This window comes from Pantanalinema rosaneae CENA516, from assembly GCF_050753385.1.
GTDB classification, from domain to species: domain Bacteria; phylum Cyanobacteriota; class Cyanobacteriia; order Leptolyngbyales; family Leptolyngbyaceae; genus Pantanalinema; species Pantanalinema rosaneae.
Genome location: NZ_JBLZFZ010000031.1, coordinates 1 through 19,572, shown reverse-complemented (window position 1 = coordinate 19,572; position 19,572 = coordinate 1). Strand labels below are relative to the sequence as shown.

Genomic DNA, 19,572 nt, shown 5'->3' with positions numbered 1-19,572 from the left:
AATGGCTTAATTGATTCATATCAATTAATCAACTGATATTTCCCGGTTCACTGCCTATGGCAAATAATCTAAGCAGGCGGGAGGAACGAGCCGGAGTTCACCGGAGCGGAAGCGATCGCAGTCTACCCACAATCCGGTAATTGGGGTGTTGCCGACATCTTCTAAAAAGATTAGTTGTTCCAATTGATAAAATTTAGGGTCAGCAAAATCACAACGATATAGTTGAATGACTTCATGCCCAGGGTTGCCATTGTAGACAAATAAATTTTCCAGACAACCCAAATAGTGAATATTGGTCAGTTCTGCCTGAATTTCCTCCTGAAACTCGCGCTTCAGAGCATCAAGACTGGTTTCACCAAACTCAACTCCGCCACCGAGTGCCCGATAAAATCGATCTTGTTTGACCGAGTCGTAACCTTCAGCCACAAATAAGCGATCGTGGTGTTGAATCAACCCTAAGACCAACACCCGAATGCGATTGGAATTACCCATATTGAGCCGATGTGATCTGCGATGTAGTAACTCATAGAGCTACACCCGATCGCCGAATGACTACGGAACAACTAATTAAACTGATGTTCGGATAAAACATCGGAGCGGCTGCGGCTGTCACCGGTCGGCCAGTCTTCGTTTTCGCCACCAATGATGACCCGTTCTAACGTGACATAATCGCGGCTGAATTGTTTTAAGGCATTGATCAACACATCCAGGGCGATCGCGTCACTGGTACCCAGATCGAACCAACAGCGCCCCCAGTTGCTCTCGTATTCCAGATCACCCATGTTGTGCATTAGTGCCAACATGCTGCTGTCGGCAGTGTCTTCGTCATACTCCATGTAGCTGATCTCCAGTCCGGTGTCTTGCACCTGGAGGTTTTCGGCATTGAACCCACCCAATTTCCCCAGGAAAAACCAGGAGTCAAACACTTCTTCGACGTACTGTTTTTCCATTTCTGAGGGAACAGTGCTGAATTCGATCCAGATCCAGACATTAAAGGGGTCAAATTCCCGAAACTGTACTTGCATGAATTATGAGAACAACCAATAGCTAAACGATCAGGGAATTATTCTAACGTTATCCCCGATCGTTTAGGCTTTCAGGCGTATAGCACTCCTATTTGGTCGTGGCGGCACCGTTAAGCCGTTTTTGTGCCCGGTTAAGGTCGCGCTTCATTTGTTTAACGGTACTGGGAGGGAGTTGCTCTTGTTTAGCCAGGGCTTGATTGATGTAGTTCACGGATTCCTGATAGTTGCCTTTTTTCGCCAGGAGTTGGGCTTTGAGATAGAGAAAATCGGGATTGTTGGGAGCCTGCTGTAAAGCTCGATCGACCGCCGTCATGGCTTGATCATACTGATCGAGTTCCCGATAGCCGATCGCTAATCCCCAATCGGCTAAATAGCGAGGACCGGCATACTTATCGAGTCGTTCCATCGCTTTTTTCGAGTCGGCGAAGGGTAGATTTAACCCGGCATACAGTTCGATAAAGCCTTTAATCAGATTAAGTTCGGGGTCATTGGGGGATTGTGCTTCTGCCGTCTGCAAGTAATTGGTCACGGTTTGCAGCTTACCTAAGGCATGGGGAATCCCCTTAACGGTTCCTTCCTTAGCAAAGACATAGGCTCCATCCAAAAATTCTCCGACAGCCAAATAAAGATTGCCCCGTAACGGATCCCGGCTGAGCAGTTGTTGGGCGGTTTCCCGAGTCTTTGTCGCGTCAGCCTGAATTTGGGTGAGAATCGCCGTTTTTTGATCATCCTTTGCCCCATCCAGTTTGGCGAAGGCAACCAGCGATCGCAGGGCATAGGCTAACGGTTCATTCGGTTCAGCTTGAGCTAGTTGAGTTTCTGCCGCCTTATAATCTCCTTGCTCAAATAATGCCCGGAAGGCGGCTTCAGTTTTGTCGCCAATGGGTCTGGCATTGGTGGTGCGGAAGGGATCCTTAGCAAACGCGGAGCCTGCCCAAAGGTTTGTTGTAATCAGCGCGACACTGGCAACCCGCACTAAGGTTTGCAGGTGGTGCTTCAGGTGGAGTTGTTTGGAAGCGGTAAACCAATCAGCCATAGGTTAATGTTCCGATCGTTGGTGGTTATACTATCCTGTAGCCTATGATAGGCAATCCACAACGAGAGGTGTTTCCCGTGAGGAATTGATCAGGTTGGGCATAATGAAGTAGGCAGCATGGCGCATATTCATGGGAGGATCTGACGCAACTTCCTGCGACAAGTTCCAACCCATTTAAGTTCCCATGCCGCGATCGTGGCTATTGCGTCCTCACTCGACTGATTCTCAATGCTGATTCTGAAAAACCTGACCTACCATCCTGCTGCCAGTCCTACCCCGATTCTGAAAACGATTAATTTACAAGTGGCTCCCCAGCAATTGGGGCTAATTGTCGGTTCCAGTGGGTCGGGAAAAAGTACCTTGCTAGAAATTTTGGCAGGGCTGGCGACCAAAACTCGGGGCGGCATTTTTTGGCGGGAGCAGGAATTAACCCCGTTACATCTTCAACAGTTGTGTGGTCTGGTGTTTCAGTTTCCGGAGCGCCATTTCTGTGGTGGGACGGTGTTAGAAGAGTTGCGTTTGGGACATCCCGAACTCCTGAGCGATCGGATTCAGGAAGCATTGAATGAAGTGGGTTTAGGTCAACTGCCCTGGAGTACCCCCCCGGAAGCCCTGAGTGGAGGGCAACAACGCCGGTTAGCCTTAGCGGTGCAACTGATTCGGCAACCCCATTTACTATTATTGGATGAACCAACGGCGGGCTTGGATTGGTCGATGCGGCGGCAACTGGTGAACTTACTCGCCAAACTCAAACAGCATTGGAGTCTGTTAGTGGTATCCCATGATGCCGGAGATCTGTTAGAAGTGGCGGATCATTGCTGGACATTGCACCACGGGACATTGATGTCGGTGTCACCAGAGGCGTTAAAGGCTCAGTCTGCTAAAGCCGAATTAGTCTCAGGATAAAACTGATCTAAGGCGATGAGGGTATGGAGTAAGACATTGGCTCCCTGCACACAGTGTTCCGGAGCGGTGTATTCTGCTTCCGAGTGACTGATCCCCGATCGACTAGGGACAAAAATCATGCCCATGTCGGTACAGCGTCCCATCTCCAGGGCATCATGTCCGGCACGACTGGGTAAGGCACAATAGCTCAGATCAAGTTGCTGACAGACCTGGGCGATCGTGGTTTGAATATGCTTTGCGGCTAGGCTGGGTTCAACACAGAGTAATGGTGTAGTTGTAATGTTGGTTTGAGTGTGAGTCGCAATGCGATCGATCTCAGTTTGTAACTGTTGCATCATCGCTTGCAAACCGGCAGACGAGAGATCGCGCAAATCAACCGAGAGTTCCACTTGTCCAGGAATAATGTTGACCGCATTCGGGGCTACCTCTAAGTAACCCACTGTTGCCACGGGTTGGCTGGGTTGCTGCTGGGCAATCTGTTGGACCGCTAAGATCAGGTGAGCCGCTGCCACTAAGGCATCCTGCCGTAGATGCATGGGAGTTGTACCCGCATGGTTTGCCTGTCCGGTAATCGTGACTTTATGGCGCTGCATCCCCACCACTCCTTCGACAACCCCGATCGCCGTTTGTTGGTGTTCTAACACAATTCCTTGTTCCACATGTAGTTCCACAAAAGCAGCCATCTGCGATCGCGTTTGTTGGGCAGTGGTGATGGCATCCCAGTTGCCGCCAATGGTGTCTAAACAGGTTTCAATAGAACGACCAATTCTGGGCTGATAGCGTTCTGGTGTATTGGTTAATACAGTGCCTGCGATCGCTTGACAACCGATCATTGAGCTTTCTTCATCGGTGAAGACAATTACTTCTAAAGGATGCTGGAGTTGGATCTCATGTTCACGCAGGGTACGAACTATTTCAATCCCTGCCAGAACTCCTAACACACCATCAAATCGCCCCCCGGAGGGAACGGTGTCAATGTGGGAACCGGTAGCTAACGCCGGAGCCTGAGGAATGCTTCCGGCATATCGACCAATTAAGTTACCCGCCGCATCAATCCGCACCGTCATGCCAGCTTCACTCATCCATTGTTGGACTAGATAACGGGCTTGTAAGTCTTCTGGAGTAAAGGCAAGCCGCCGGATACTGCCAGTGGGTTGTTGCCCAATTTTGGCAAGGCGATCGATGCGATCCATCAGGCGATCGCGATCGAGGCTAAGGCGGGATAGAATACTGGCTGTAGGATCCATAAACGCAGTCTAAGTGGATCAGTTGTGCTAGAAAAACTCGATCAACGTGGCGATAGAGATTAGCAATATGACGAATATTTTAGCTAAAGCGTGACCGCATTGATTTAAGTACAACCTATCAACATCACGAACACCAATGACTCAGGCAGAAATGGCAACAAAGCGGGTTTTTATTTGTGGTTCGGCGTTACGGGGGCAACCAGGACATGGCAACCTGGGCGAGGCGAAATTTATCCGAGAGGCAAAAACGCGATCGCAGTATCGCTTACATTCTGCCCATGATGGTTGGCATCCGGCGATTTATCAAGTGGCGGAACAGGGGATTGCGATTCCTGGAGAAGTGTATGAGTTATCGTTGGAACAATTTGACCAGTTGGTAGCTTCGGAACCGCCCCACATGTATGCCGCTGATGTGGTGTTGGAGGATGGGGAGGTCGTCACGGCATTTCTGTATCCGCAAGAATTAGTTGAGCAGTACAACTGGCTAGATATTTCTGATTACGGGGGTTGGGCAGCTTATAAAGCGAGTCAGCCAGCTTAGAAAGGGGAATGACAGCAATTTTTGCCCCCTGGTAGTCATACGGGGGGCAGTTCGGCAACCATTTTAGGGGATAGGGCTGAGGGCTAAGCAAAGAAGTAGGGTAGATTTCCGCCGTGTACCGGGGTGGTGGGGATGTGAGGCTAGTTTGAAGAGATTTCTGGGTGGGAAACTCAAGCAGCCGTTGGATTAGTCTTCGCTAAAAAGAAAATTTAAGTTTTGTAGTGGCACGATTTAGATCAGGTTGGCTGTTCGTCAAGATGGTAGAGGTTAAACGATCGTCTGAAGTGTTGGTGACTTAATTATTTGCTGTTAGTTTGATGAACTATCCCTATAGTGTGTTGATTGTTGATGCGGCGATCGCGGAACGAGTGACCTACCAACAGGTGCTTGAGTCAGATCAGTCATATACCTATGCAATTCAAGAGTTTAGTTCTGGTAGGGAAGCCTTGCAATGGTGTCAGCGAGGCTTCCCTGATGTGATTCTGCTGGCATGTGGCTTGCCAGATGTTACCGGACTGGATTGGTTAGGGGAATTGCAGCAACAGACTCAACTCAGCCAAATCCCTGTGGTAATGGTAGCAAGCTTGGCTGAGGAAGCGATCGCGGTGCAAGCCGTTCAGCAGGGGGCATTCGATTATGTGATCAAGGAATATTTAACGGCAGATCGGCTCCGATGCACTGTGCAACAAGTGATTCAACATCACACCTTACAGCAACAGATTGACCAACAACAGCAACAACAGCTTCTCCTGGGAGCGGTCATAGTCCGGCAGGCAACATTCAATCAGCACTTACGAACATTGAATCAACAGCTGGAAATGACCTTGAAGGAGCAGGCTAATGGTTTCACCAAAACTCTGGAAGAATTACAGGTGTCTCTGGAAGAACTACGAGTGTCTGCCGACACGTTGCGTCAGCAGAATCATCACCTGGAAGCACTTCACGGGGTAGTGGAAGCTGAACGCGGACGTTATCATGATCTGTTTAACTTGGCTCCAGATGGGTATTTAGTCACTGATACCCATGGCACGATTCAAGAGGCTAATCAGGCGGCAGCCGCTTTACTGGCGCTCCCGTCACAGCATTTAGTTGGGAAGCCCTTGGCTGTTTTTGTGGTTTCTGAGCAAATTCGTAGGTTTCGCGACCAGTTGACAGCATGGCAGCAACAGCCACAGAAACAGACTGGGGAATTTACCTTGCAACCACGGCAAGGACAACCATTAATTGCCGCCGTCACCGTTACGCCGATTTACAATCAATCCAATGCTTTAATGGGTTGGCGCTGGTTAGTGCGGGATATCACCGATCGCAAACGGTTGGAACTGGAGCTACAGGAGAGTGAAGCCCAGAATCGTGCCATGCTAGAGGCGATGCCTGATTTATTACTGCGAATCAGGCGGGATGGAACTTGTTTGGACTGTATTCTGCCGATCGATTTAGAGGCAGATAAATATATTCCAGTCAAGCAGCATATTGCTGAAGTGTTGCCGCCCGAGATTTTGGCATCAACATTAGAAATCATCGAGCAGACATTGGCAACAAACACATTACAAACCCGCGAGCATTGTTTTGCCAAACAGGGACAGATGTCCCATGAAGAAATTCGCACCGCCGCCATTAATGCCGATGAAGTGCTGATGATTGTCCGGGATATTACCGATCGCAAACGGATTGAGGCGGAACGTCGAGAGGCGGAAGCTGCACTACAAAAATCGGAGCAAAAGTATCGATCGCTCGCTGAGAACCTGGTAGATGGCATTTATTTACTCAATCCTGACTATCAGGTACTTTACCTTAACCCATCTGTTGAAACCATCTTTGGTCGTCCTGGCGGCTACTTCTTAATGAATCAACCCCAGGGGTTTCTCGACTGCATTCATCCAGATGATGTAGAGCGAGTTATTCAAACCATGTTCTTAGCAGCCCCCTTACCGCCACGAACGGAGATCACCTATCGCATTGTGCGACCGGATGGCGAAATTCGGTATGTTCGGGATGTCTTTCACTGTATTTATGACCATCAGGGTAAGCTGCATTCCTATCAAGGATTAGTCACCGATGTTACAGAGATGCGACGAGTCGAGGCAGCCTTACGGCAGAGCGAAGCACAACTTCTCCTCACTTTAGAGTTTGCCCAAATTGGTGCCTGGTGGTGGCAGCCGAGTACCGGTGAGTATGCCTGGAGTGGCAAAATGTATGAGCTACTGGAATTGCTGCCCGGATTAGAGAATCTGTATCAAACCTGGAGCGATCGCATTGAGCCGGATGATGTCCAGTCAGTAGACCAAACGATTCAACAGGCACTAGCCACGAAAACAGACTTTACTGCCGAATACCGCTATCGCTTAAACAACGGTAGTGTAGTCTGGCGGTTGACCAAAGGACGAGGAGTTTATACGGAAGCGGGTGACCTGGATTACGTTTTGGGTGTGGTGCTGGATATTGATCAAGCTAAACGCACCGAAGCCCAAGTCCGGCAGAGTGAAATTGTCCTGCTAGAAGCACAACGCATTGCCCACATTGGCAATTGGGAGTTTGATCTGCGGTCTAGAAAGATTACCTGGTCCGATGAACTGTATCGCATGTTTGGGCTAGATCCGGCGCAACCCGAACCGACCTATCCGGAGTATTTGCAGATGATTCATCCTGACGATCGGGAAACATTACAACAGTACGTCACTACCGCGATCGCCCACGGGACTCCCTATACGATCGACTACACTGCCATTCTGCCCGATGGCTCAATTCGTTACCATGAGGGGCGAGGAGAGGTAGGACGGGATGCCCAGGGTCAGGTGATGCGGTTATTTGGAACAGCACTGGATATTACCGATCGCAAACAAACAGAATTGGAATTGCAACGAGCCAAGGAAGCGGCAGAAGTCGCCAACCAAGCCAAAAGCGCGTTTTTAGCCAACATGAGTCATGAATTACGAACTCCGTTAAATGTGATTCTCGGCTTTACCCAACTGATGTATCGAGATACCTCGCTGAAGCCGGAATATCAAGACAATCTCGGCATTATGCATCGTAGCGGTGATCACTTGCTGAGTTTAATTAATGACATTCTGGATTTATCTAAAATTGAAGCGGGTCAATTGACGCTGAAACAGAGAAGCTTTGATCTCCTTGATTTCCTCCAGACTTTAGAGGATATATTTCGGGAGCCAGCCGAACAAAAAGACTTGCTGTTTCAGGTAGAACTTACCACCGACCTACCGCGCTATATTGTCACCGATCCCAGTAAACTCCGCCAAATTTTGATCAATTTGCTCAGTAATGCCATCAAATTTACTCTAACGGGTAGGGTGGTGCTAAGAGTGGGGGTTGGCGTAGGCGGTGAGGCAGGTGAGAGAGGTGAGGCAGTAGTTCCTTTATCTTCCCTATCTTCCCCATCCTCCCTATCTTCCCCATCCCCCCCATCCTCTCTAACGCTCTACTGCGAAGTGGAAGATACCGGAATTGGCATCGCGGCGACAGAACTCCCTACGATCTTTGATGCGTTTGCCCAGGCTCAAGGGGGGAAAGCGGCAATGGAGGGTACAGGATTAGGATTAACGATTAGCCGAAAACTGGTGCGATTACTAGGAGGTGATTTGACGGTTTGTAGCCTTTTAGGTGAGGGGAGTACGTTTAAGTTTCAGATCCCCGTTGGTTGGGCAGATGGGATAGCCGCCACGATCGCTCCGGAATTAACACCAGATTCGTTCCGGTTGGGGTTGGGGTTTGAGGAACGGTCATCCCGGACACGACTGCAACCTACTGCCTTACAAGTGATGTCGCCAGAGTGGATCACGGCTTTATACCAAGCGGCGTTGAATTGTGATGATGAAGCTGTATCACACCTGATCAAGCAAATTCCTCCCGAACAGACTCGATTAATCGAAGGGTTAACCCATTTAACGCGAGCTTACAAATTTGAGGTGATCGTGCAACTCGCTCAAGCCAACTCTCCGTCTGCCTAATCCATCGTTACTCGTGTGGTTCCATGTCTCTCTCTCCTCAACGTCGTTGGTTGCGCTGTTCCTGGATGCAAGCGCCATTGCCTCTGGTTTTGGTCGTGCCATTTGTGGTGCAAACGGTGGGAGCCGTGGGACTGGTGGGTTATCTGTCGTTCCAGAGTGGGCAAAGGGCGGTAGAAGATCTGGCGAACCAAATGATGGCATCCACGGGAGAACGAATTCGCGATCGCCTGGATCGATACTTACACACCTCCCAGGAAGCCCTGATTGTCAATCAGTTTAAGGTGCAGCAAGGCACTCTAAATCTACAAGACTGGAACCAAATTCAGCAACAATTATGGCAACAGATGAGCCTCCATCCTTTGCTGAGTTCGACGGGGTTTTGGCATGAGCAAGGCAAAGCCATGAGTTATGGGCGAATTCTATCAGAGCAGGAGTGGCGGTTTGCAAGCAAACTAACGGGTCAGCCTTTAGCACCGGGTACGATATATCTTTCAGTCAGCGATCGGGGGCAGCGACAGTTTTACGGAGTGGATGCTGAAGGCAAACCTGGGAAACTGTTCTATACCCTCCAGGAAGACTTTCGGCAATTGTCCTGGTATCGTGATGCTAAAAAGATGCAAAAACCAGGCTGGGCAGCTATTTCAGTCAGTCATATTCTGCCGACCCTGCAACTACCTGCCTTAGCGCCAGTCTATAACGCCGGAAAATTTCAAGGCGTATTTAGCTCGAATAATTATTTAGTAGAAATCAGTGCGTTTCTTCATCAATTGGTGATCTCGCCATCGGGGCAGGTGTTTATTGTTGACCGATCGGGTGCGGTGGTTGCCACTTCCACCTTAGAAACCCCCTATATTCAATCCAAGCAGGGACAACCAAAACAATTACTAGCCCAGCAGAGTCAGAACTCCAAAACTCAGAATATTGCTCAAGCCTTAGCCCAGCAATTTGGTCATCTACAGCAGTTGCAAACGCCGCAACAACTTAATGTGACGATCGAGCAGCAACGCCACTTCGTCCAGGTTACTCCCTATCGGGATCCGGCGGGCTTGGATTGGCTGATTGTGACGGCGATCCCGGAGTCGGATTTTTTGGGGCATATTCAGGAAAATACCCGCACGACAATGCTCCTGTGTATTGGGGCATTGGGATTAGCGATCGGGTTAGGGTTGATTACGGCTAAACAGGTGACAGAGCGAATTGCTCAGATCAACCAGGCAAGTCGGGCAATGGCGGCAGGGGAACTGGATCAAGTTCTGACAACCAAAAGTTCAATTCGGGAACTTGCGCAACTTGCCGAATCGTTTAATCTCATGTCAGCCCAGGTGCGGCAGTTGTTTGAGCAAGCTCAGCTAGATTTAGCCGGTTCAACTGAAAAATTTGCCACCATCTTCCGAACTAGCCCTGACCCAATCCTGATTCTGACGCTGGCAGAAGGTCACATTTTGGATGCCAACCAGCGATCGCTGGAGTTTTATGGCTATGCTCAGGCAGAGATGCTGGGGCATACCACGGTGGAATTGGGGCTGTGGCATGATCCGGAGGCACGATCGCAGTGTCGGCAGCAGTTGTTACAACTCGGTAAAGTCTATAACCTGGAAGCGGATACTCGCCTGAAATCGGGGGCAGTGAAAACGGTATTGCTATCGGCAGAACTCTGCACTCTGGAGGGTCAGCCTTGTATTGTCACCATCCTGCGGGATATCAGCGATCGTAAGGCGATCGAACTGGCTCAAGTCCGGGTGCAGAAGGAGTTACAACAAGCACTGCAAGAATTGACCCATCATATTAATAATTCTCCTTTGGCAACGGTACGTTGGGATGAGAATTTTCGGATTCAACAGTGGTCACGACAGGCAGAGACAATATTTGGTTGGACTGCCGCCGAAGTCATGGGTAAAACCATGTATGACTGGCGCTTTATTCATGAGGATGATCTGGCGTATATCAACCAGAATGCCAAGGGTTTACTCAATGGCATTAAATGCGTTTGTCAAAATCGCAATTATCACAAAGATGGGTCAGTGATCTATTGCGAATGGTACAACTCTGTTCTAGTCGATGAATCGGGTCAGTTAGTCTCTATCCTATCGCTGGCGCAGGATGTCACCGATCGCAAACAGTCCGAGCTAGCCCTGCAAGAGAGTGAACAACGGTTACAAGCGATTTTGGATTCTGCCCCCCTAGCAATTTTTATTAAAGATTTACAGGGTCGATATATACGAGTGAATTCTGCTTACGAGCAAATGACCAACTTCAGTCGTACCCAACTGTTAGGCATGACAGACTACGAGCTACTACCGGCTGATTTCGCTGCCGAATGCCATCTCAGTGACCAGGCGGCATTGACCGAAAAACGTACTATCACCTTTGAGGAATCCGTTCCCTTTGCTCAAGGAACGCGTTACCTGTTGGTAACTAAATTTCCCTTGTTTGATACGACGGGGGAACCCTATGCCGTTTGTGGAATTACGGTTGATTTGACCGATCGCAAACACTATGAAGAATCTCTGGAACAGTATCAACAGGTAGTAGCAGCGACCACGGATGCCATTTGTTTACTCGATCGCAACTACACCTATCAACTCGTTAATCCGGCGTATGCTGCCATCCAAAGTCGGGCTCCAGAAGCCCTGATTGGTCGTTCGGTGCCAGAGATCATGGGACGATTGTTCTTTGATACTCCCATCCAGGAACGGATGGCGCTGTGTTTAACAGGTGAGGTGGTCAACTACCAGATGTGGTTCCCCTACCCCAAGATTGGTCGGCGGTTTATTGACATTACCTATGCTCCCCAACTGAATACGGAGGGGATGGTGTCTGGAATCGTCGTCAGTATTCGGGATATCACCTCGCTGAAACAGATCGAAGCAGCATTACGCCAGAGTGAACGTAAATTCAAGGGCGCATTTGATACCCTATCGAGTGGCATGTGTTTAGTCTCTCCGGCGGGAGGCTTACAGGAGGTCAATGCTGCACTCTGTGAATTGTTGGGCTACTCCGAATCAGAACTGCTATCCCTGCGGTTGCAAGATATTGTGCATCCCGATGATCATCGAGTGGGCTTGGAGTTTGCAAAACAACTGTTTGCCGGAGAAGTGACTGGCTATCGGGTAGAACAGCGCTTTATCACCCAAAACCACCGCAGCCTGTGGGGGCTGGTCAGTGTGGGTTTACTCCGTGATCCACAACAACGACCACTGTATCTGATTATTCAAATCACCGATATCAGCGATCGCAGGCGAGCTGAAGAAGCGCTCCGCCAAAGTGAAGCCACCAACCGCGCTTTAATTCACGCCATTCCAGATTTGCTGATTCGGATACACCGGGATGGCACCTATGTCGATGTGCAAAATACTGGCAACATCACGCTGTTGCATCCCAGCCAAATGGTACCTGGCAGCAGCATTTATGATAACTTGCCGCTAGAACGGGCGGAGGAACGCCTGTGGTATGTGCAGCAAGCCTTACAAACTCAGACCCTGCAAATTTATGAATATCAATTAGAGATTGATCACACTATCCACTATGAGGAAGCGCGGGTGATTCCCTGTGCGGATGACGAAGTGTTGTTAATGATTCGGGATATCAGCGATCGTAAATATGCCGAAATTGAACTCCAGCAGGCAAAAGAAGCGGCGGAAGCGGCTAACTATGCCAAGAGTTTGTTTTTGGCAAATATGAGCCACGAGCTGCGGACTCCCTTGAATGTCGTTCTTGGTTTTGCCCAACTGATGCAGCGAGATGCCTCCCTCCGGGCAGAACACCGGGAAAACTTGCGGATTATGCAGCGCAGTGGTGAACATCTGCTGAATTTGATTAACGACATTTTAGATTTATCCAAAATCGAATCCGGACAAATCAATCTGGATGAGAAAACCGTTGATCTAGTGGATTTGTTACGCACTCTACGAGCTATGTTTCGGGAACGGGCAAAGGCGAAAAGGTTACAATTCCATCTGGAACTATCACCCAATCTTCCGGCGGCGATCGTGGTTGATGCTAATAAACTCCGGCAAATCTTAATCAACCTCCTGAATAATGCAATTAAGTTTACTCAGTCGGGGGATGTGACGTTACGAGTCAGTGGCGATCGGGATGTTCAGGATGGGGGAGATAGAAGCAACGCTTTTGCTTCCTCACCGCAGATCACGCTCCTGTTCGAGGTGATCGATACCGGAGTTGGGATTGCAGTGGAGGAACTAACGACCATCTTTGATGCGTTTACACAGGCGCAAGCGGGTCGGGTTTCCTTAGAAGGGACAGGACTAGGGTTAACGATTAGCCAAAGGCTGGTGCGGTTAATGGGTGGGGAGATTACAGTATGTAGTCAGATCAATCAAGGGAGTACGTTTCGGTTTTCGATTCCGGTACGGGTAGCGACGGTAATAGAGACTCCGGCACAGTTGGAGCAACGGCAGGTGATTGGGTTAGCACCAGAGCAACCGGCTTACCGAATTTTGGTGGTTGATGATCAAGCAACAAACCGTCAGATGTTAGTAAAGCTATTAACCGCGATCGGGTTAGAAGTTCAAGCGGCCACCGATGGAGAAACCGCGATCGCGATCTGGCAGCAATGGCAACCGCAGTTGATCTGGATGGATCTACGGATGCCGGGAATGGATGGCTATGCAACAATTCAGGCGATGCGGGCAACTGAACGGCTGCAACCGGATACTGCACCAAAAACGGTAATTATTGCACTGACGGCTCAAGCTTCGACCGTCGATCGCGACAGAGCCCTGGCGATCGGGTGTGACGACTTTATGAGTAAACCGTTGCAAGATACGGAGATCTTTAGCAAAATGGCGACTCATTTAGGATTGGAGTATCTCTATGCGGATATGGATGCTGCCAGTCTAGAATGCCCCAAACTTCCGGGGGGCTTGCTGAGTTCCTCAACTGAGTCATATTTACCGCTTGATGCAACAGCGCTTCAGGTAATGACGACTGAATGGATCACAGCCTTGTATCGAGCCGCATTAAATTGTGATGAAGAGGAAGTGTATCCACTGATTCAGCAAATTCCAGCAGAGCACTCCAGGCTAGTTGAGGGCTTAACGGGGTTAGTGCATGACTATAAATTTGAGGTGATCGTGCAACTAACCGAACCGCGATCGCCCTCTTCGTCGCTGTAGAAGTCTGACTGCCACAAAATTGTCATGTTTGTTGACTAAACTATGAGCGAGTCGTTCTATCCCGATGTTGGGCGGAACTACTACGGCTGTTTCAGTAGCAGTCCAGATAAGGAGCCAGGAGATGGCACAAGCTCAGGTGAGTTCACAGCATAAACTTCTATGGAAAGACTGGTTACAGCGATCGTCGGCAGCCCCCGTTGAGCGATCGCGCAAACCGAAATGGCACTACATCTACTATGTGCTGGCGGCATTTGATGTGTTGGCGATTTCAGCGAGTTTGTATCTCAATCACCAAATTACGCATATTTATACCCAATCCGTTGACATTAACCAATCCTGGGCAACTCGCCTGCATCGGTATGCTGAATTAGGACAACTGGCAGCCGATGTGAATGCTCCCGGCAATGATGTATTTGATTCCCAAAATGTGGCTAGAGAATCCCAACGATTAAATGCTGCCTTATTACAATTTAAGCAACACATTGAGCGACTGCGCCACGAGTTAGAAGCCCATGTCGATCCAGGGCAGGCTGCACCGTTATTGCAGGATTTAGCCGCGATCGATCGGGCGATGGCAGCTATGGTGAGTGAAGCAAACCTGATTTTTACTTATTTCCAACGTCAACAGCCAGAAGCGGCGGGTAAACGCATGGCAACGATGGATCGGAAGTATTACCAGGTTCATCAAATGTTAGCGAAATTACGACAGGATGTGGCGGAGATTCAGCAGCAGGTCTTTGACCAACAGAAACAGGAAACAAATGCTTTAAAACAATATGAATATGGGATTGCGGCATCGATTCTGGTGATTGTGGTGAGTATCGCATTATATGGACATCAACTTGCCCATCAAGTACAAACCAGTGTCAAAGAAAAGGAAGCTTCGATCGACAAACTACAACAGGCAGAGCTATGTTTACGTGAACAAACCTTTCAACTCGAACGATCGTTTACTGAGTTAAAACAAATGCAGTTGCGCTTGGTAGAATCTGAAAAAATGTCGGCGTTGGGGGTGTTGGTGGCTGGGGTTGCCCATGAAATTAATAACCCGATTAATTTTATTCATGGAAATGTCCGTTATGTGGGTGAATACTCCCAGGGATTACTGGAATTAGTGCAGCTTTATCACCAACAGTTTCCCTATGCCTCACCGCAAATTCAAGCTAAAATTGATGCTTTAGATTTAGATTTTCTGCAAGCTGACTTACCAAAATTATTGAATTCCATGCAGGTTGGAACCGATCGAATTCGAGAAATTGTCAGATCGTTGCGTAATTTTTCCCGTCTGGATGAAGCTGAATTTAAACTAGTCAATCTTCATGATGGGATTGATAGCACCTTAATGATTTTGCATAATCGCTTGAAAGCAAACTCTGACCATCCAGAAATTGCTATTGTCAAGGAGTATGGCACATTACCGCATGTTGAATGTTATCCCGGTCAACTCAATCAGGTATTGATGAATTTACTGACTAATGCGATCGATGCCCTGGAGGAAGCGATCCAGCAACCACAGTGGAGCGATCGGCAACCAACAATTCGGATTCGGACTGAAATTGTCTCTCCACACCGAGTAGCAATCCGCATTGCCGATAATGGTTCTGGCATCCCGGAACACTACCGTTCTAAACTATTCGATCCCTTTTTCACGACTAAGCCTGTGGGTAAAGGTACTGGTCTAGGACTCTCGATCAGCTACCAGATTGTAGTCGAAAAACATGGTGGTCAGCTTAATTGCAATTCTCAGATCGATCGGGGCACTGAATTCAGCATCGAAATTCCAATTTCACAATCTTTGGTAAGGTTGTAATCAGTCACCTGTAAAATAATTTGACCGCTCAAGGCATCATGGAAGTAGAGGATACTAAGAGCGGGAATCTGAATTGCTATGAGGATCTTATTGGTCGATGACGACGAGATACTAACGCAAACTTTGGCGAATCAGTTAATCGCTCAACGTTATGCCGTAGATGTGGCAACCGATGGCGAAGTCGGATGGGATTATGCCCAAGCCGCTGCCTATGATTTGATTGTGCTAGATATCAACCTCCCCCGGCTGGATGGCATTCGGCTGTGCCAGCGACTACGGCAACACCAGTATCACAAACCCATTCTGTTACTCACAGCAAAGGGGCAGAGTTCCGATAAAGTGGTTGGCCTGGATGCGGGAGCCGATGATTATGTTGTCAAACCCTGCACGATCGAGGAACTCTGTGCTCGCATCCGAGCGTTATTACGGCGGCAGCAGACGGCGGGTACTCCAGTGCTGGAATGGGGGAATCTGCGCTTAGATCCAGTTACCTGCGAAGTCACCTATCAAGGACAGGTTCTGCCGCTATCTCCGAAGGAATATGGCTTGCTAGAGCTATTTTTGCGGAGCCCGCAACGGGTCTTTAGTAGCAGCATTATTCTGGAGCATTTATGGGGATTTGATGACGCTCCGGGGGAAGAAACCGTTAGAACCCATATTAAACGGTTACGGCGGAAATTGAGGGCGGCCGGGGCAGAGGAAATGATTGATACGGTGTATGGCATGGGTTATCGTCTGAAACCCCCGAGCGAACTGGCTCCAGAGGTGACTGTGCCCGAAGCACCCCAGGAGTCTACGGCGGAACAAGCTCGATTGGCAGCGATCGCCACCTGGGAGCAGTTCAAACCGTCGATGCTGGAGCGGCTGGCAATTCTGAATCAAGCCTTAGTGGCACTACAACAGGGGCAATTGACGGATGAGCTACGACAAATGGCTGAAGGAGTGGCTCACAAACTGGCAGGTTCCTTGGGCATGTTTGGGTTTCCCACCGGGTCAGAATTAGGTCGGCAAGTCGAATATTGGTTCCAGTCTTTTACGGGTCAGCAACCTGCTCCCGAACTGGAAACGCTGGTAATGGCATTACATCGAGAGTTAGAAAAACCTCCACAATCCTCGTTTTGGGATGAACCCGTGTCATCCCCAGTGCAGCCGGAACCTTTGCGATCGCGGGCAGAAATGCGAGTTATCAGCCAGCCGTCACAGGACATTCCCATCCTGTTAGTCGTCGATGATGATCTATCCCTCACCCAACAACTGCAAATGGAAGGCACGAAACAGGGACTTCAGGTGGAAGTTGCCGTGGATGTGGATGAGGCAAGAATTAAGGTGGCTCAACGCTTACCCAGCGTCGTTTTATTAGATTTGAAGTTTCCCGATCCCCTCGATAGTGGGTTAGTGCTGTTAGATGAATTGGCAAGTCAATATCCCAGCCTGCCCGTGTTAGTGTTTACGGTGCGGGATGAGTTTGCCGATCGCTTGGCAGTGGCGCGGCGGGGCAGTCATCGCTTTATCTCCAAATCAACTCCGTTACCGCAGGTACTGGATGCGGTGCATGACACCCTGAAGCAACGGCAATCGCCCGAAATTAAGGTTCTTGCGGTGGATGATGACCAGACCATTCTGGATTTATTACAGCAATTTTTGCCTCGGTGGGGCATTCGTCCCCTGACCCTCAGCGATCCACGCCAGGTGTGGAACCTGCTAGAAACGGAATCCCCCGATTTGCTGATTCTCGATGTTGATATGCCCTACATTAATGGAGTTGAACTCTGTCGGGTCATCCGTAACGATACGGCGTGGGGTGGTTTGCCAATCTTATTTCTTAGCGCTCGTCGAGATACCCAAACCATTCTCAATCTGTATACGGCGGGGGCAGATGATTATGTCGCCAAGCCCTTTACGGAACCGGAGGTTGTTACCCGGATCTTTAATCGCCTGGAGCGCAATCGCCTGCTCCGCAGTTTGGCAGAAACCGATCCGCTTACCGGGGTCGCTAACCGACATCGATCGACCAGAGAACTGAATCGTTATCTCAATCTCGTTCAGCGTTACCATCAATCAATGTGTTTAGCCGTCATTGATCTGGATCACTTTAAGCAGGTGAATGACCAATATGGGCATGATGTGGGGGATGTGGTGCTGAAGCAGTTAGCCAGCATTTTGCAACGGAAGTTCCGGGGAGAAGATGTAGTGGCCCGCTGGGGGGGCGAAGAGTTTCTAGTCGGCATGTATGGCATGAAAAAGGTACAGGCACTAGAACGTCTGAATCAGGTATTACAAATCGTCCGCCAGGAAAGTTTTTCACCGGATTTAATCCAATCGCTTCAGTTAACCTTCAGTGCTGGTGTGGCAGAAGCCCCCGAGGATGGGCTAGATTTGAATAGTCTATACCGATCGGCAGATGCTGCCATGTATCGAGCGAAAGCGGCTGGACGAAACCGAATTTTGTTGGCGTGATAAGTTTCTTGTCTCTGCCTGGGTTTCAGGCGGCGATCGTTTGTATAATATCTGGGTTAAAAAATAAAATTAGAGATCTGTTTCTCAAATCGGTTACGGCTGGATTGGTAGGAGAATTGCCCCGTTCAACTTTGAACTCTCATTGCCCTGGTCGCCGCTAGCAGAGGATAGAGTTCTATCAACCCCCCCCACCTCCTGGTTGCACGAGTCTGATTCATATCAATGGGTAATTATGAGTGCGAAACGAATTCTGGTTATTGATGACGAGGCAGATATTCGCGAAATTGCCAAAATGAGTTTGCAAATTACCAAGCGGTGGGATGTGCTAACGGCGGCTTCGGGGGACGAAGGAGTAGAACTGGCGGAAGCCAAGCAACCGGATGCCATTCTTTTAGATGTGGTCATGCCTGAAGTGGATGGGATGACCACCCTGAAAACGTTGAAGGATAATCCAGCGACTCAATTGATTCCAGTAATTATGCTGACGGCAACCGGCAATATTGCGACGCAGCAACAATATGCGACCTTAGGTGCAAAGGCAGTGTTGATTAAGCCCTTTGATCCGGGCGTGTTGGGTAATCAGATTGCAGAAGTGCTTGATTGGCAACCGGAATAGCGTCAGGCAATGCGTTAATACTCTGATTGCGATCGACCCGAAATCGATCGCATCAGGCTGATCCTGTGGCAAGTCTAAATCGTTGATGAACTGGGTAGAAGAAGGCTAAGCGCAGCGTAAGGCTGGTAGCATTAGCCCTCCACACAAATGTCACATTTAACACCTAACATCTTACCTAGTTGGTCGAACTTCCCAGTGAGTCTGCCAATCAGGTGTGCCCCCATTCATCAATTGTTGCCCCATGCTACTGATGCAACCTCAATCCCAAACACCCTCATGTTTGCCGGAAGATCAGACTGATTCAACCTTACCTTCTGTCATCAGTGAAGGGTTAGTCAATCAGTTTAAGTATTGGCATCAGACAATTCAACGCGGGATGTATTATAACAACGATTTATATACTTACTTTCAGAGTTATCCACTGGCGGAACGTTTGAAAGCGTATGCCATGGCTTGCGAACATACGGAACGGAGGATAGGAGTTTGTATCACGGTATCGAAAACTCATTATTCCGTATGGCTAAATTTACGATCGCTCAGCTCACCGATTTCAGAGAGTAATGCTCCGGATGCGATCGCACAGGAATTAGTAGCAGCGAAATATCTGGAGGAAGCGTAAAGGGACAAACGCTATCCTAACTGGCTACACCGATGCGAATAAGTTGTGTATTGAGTATCTGTTCTATTTGCTTTTGTTCATCTACCCTCGATCGTCGTTATGCCCTTTGATCTCAAACTCTCACCAACGACCAGTTATTACATTCGTAAGCTACTACACCAATCTGAACCAAAGTTTTTACTAGTGGATTTTTCAGAAAAAGATAGTATTACGAC

The 19,572-nt window shown here is 48.9% G+C and carries 12 protein-coding genes; 8 read left to right on the top strand and 4 right to left on the bottom strand.

Features of this window, described 5'->3' with window-relative positions; translation table 11 throughout:
* Positions 1 to 54: 54 nt before the first annotated feature.
* The 3 genes from ACN4EK_RS18025 to ACN4EK_RS18015 form a co-directional block, all read right to left on the bottom strand.
* Entirely contained in the window at positions 55 to 492 is a 438-nt protein-coding gene (locus ACN4EK_RS18025) for an NUDIX hydrolase (RefSeq protein ID WP_431659473.1), read from the bottom strand.
* Positions 493 to 563: 71 nt separating this feature from the next.
* Positions 564 to 1,025 (bottom strand): DUF3531 family protein, encoded by a 462-nt coding sequence (locus tag ACN4EK_RS18020; RefSeq protein WP_431659472.1) that lies wholly within the window; start codon positions 1,023 to 1,025, stop codon positions 564 to 566.
* Between the two features lie 88 nt (positions 1,026 to 1,113).
* Complete coding sequence (locus ACN4EK_RS18015; RefSeq protein WP_431659471.1) at positions 1,114 to 2,061, bottom strand: Sll0314/Alr1548 family TPR repeat-containing protein; 948 nt, start codon at positions 2,059 to 2,061, stop codon at positions 1,114 to 1,116.
* A 228-nt stretch (positions 2,062 to 2,289) separates the two neighbouring features.
* Between ACN4EK_RS18015 and ACN4EK_RS18010 the strand changes: the two genes are divergently transcribed.
* Positions 2,290 to 2,967, top strand: a complete 678-nt coding sequence (locus tag ACN4EK_RS18010) for an ABC transporter ATP-binding protein (RefSeq protein ID WP_431659470.1) — start codon at positions 2,290 to 2,292, stop codon at positions 2,965 to 2,967.
* Here ACN4EK_RS18010 and ACN4EK_RS18005 read toward each other — a convergent pair.
* Positions 2,934 to 4,214: a Zn-dependent hydrolase gene (locus tag ACN4EK_RS18005; protein ID WP_431659469.1), complete on the bottom strand. Its 1,281-nt coding sequence runs from the start codon at positions 4,212 to 4,214 to the stop codon at positions 2,934 to 2,936. The two genes, ACN4EK_RS18010 and ACN4EK_RS18005, sit on opposite strands and share 34 nt — an antisense overlap.
* Before the next feature lie 136 nt (positions 4,215 to 4,350).
* Here ACN4EK_RS18005 and ACN4EK_RS18000 point away from each other — a divergent pair, with 136 nt between their 5' ends.
* The 7 genes from ACN4EK_RS18000 to ACN4EK_RS17970 all read left to right on the top strand — a co-directional run bounded on the left by ACN4EK_RS18000 (position 4,351) and on the right by ACN4EK_RS17970 (position 19,357).
* Positions 4,351 to 4,755, top strand: coding sequence for an allophanate hydrolase-related protein (locus ACN4EK_RS18000; protein ID WP_431659467.1), 405 nt, complete (start codon positions 4,351 to 4,353; stop codon positions 4,753 to 4,755).
* Between the two features lie 317 nt (positions 4,756 to 5,072).
* A complete protein-coding gene (locus ACN4EK_RS17995) occupies positions 5,073 to 8,720 on the top strand; it encodes a PAS domain S-box protein (protein WP_431659466.1) in 3,648 nt (1,215 codons plus the stop codon).
* A 23-nt stretch (positions 8,721 to 8,743) separates the two neighbouring features.
* Complete coding sequence (locus ACN4EK_RS17990; protein ID WP_431659465.1) at positions 8,744 to 13,855, top strand: PAS domain S-box protein; 5,112 nt, start codon at positions 8,744 to 8,746, stop codon at positions 13,853 to 13,855.
* A gap of 121 nt (positions 13,856 to 13,976) precedes the next feature.
* The gene (locus tag ACN4EK_RS17985; RefSeq protein ID WP_431659464.1) at positions 13,977 to 15,665 is read left to right on the top strand and encodes a sensor histidine kinase; all 1,689 of its coding nucleotides are present in this window, start codon (positions 13,977 to 13,979) and stop codon (positions 15,663 to 15,665) included.
* Between the two features lie 78 nt (positions 15,666 to 15,743).
* Positions 15,744 to 18,122, top strand: a complete 2,379-nt coding sequence (locus tag ACN4EK_RS17980; protein WP_431659462.1) for a response regulator — start codon at positions 15,744 to 15,746, stop codon at positions 18,120 to 18,122.
* Between the two features lie 232 nt (positions 18,123 to 18,354).
* The gene (locus tag ACN4EK_RS17975) at positions 18,355 to 18,738 is read left to right on the top strand and encodes a response regulator (RefSeq protein ID WP_431659461.1); all 384 of its coding nucleotides are present in this window, start codon (positions 18,355 to 18,357) and stop codon (positions 18,736 to 18,738) included.
* A gap of 250 nt (positions 18,739 to 18,988) precedes the next feature.
* Positions 18,989 to 19,357 carry a hypothetical protein gene (locus tag ACN4EK_RS17970; RefSeq protein WP_431659460.1) on the top strand — a complete coding sequence of 123 codons (369 nt, stop codon included), beginning with the start codon at positions 18,989 to 18,991 and terminating at the stop codon, positions 19,355 to 19,357.
* Positions 19,358 to 19,572: the final 215 nt, after the last annotated feature.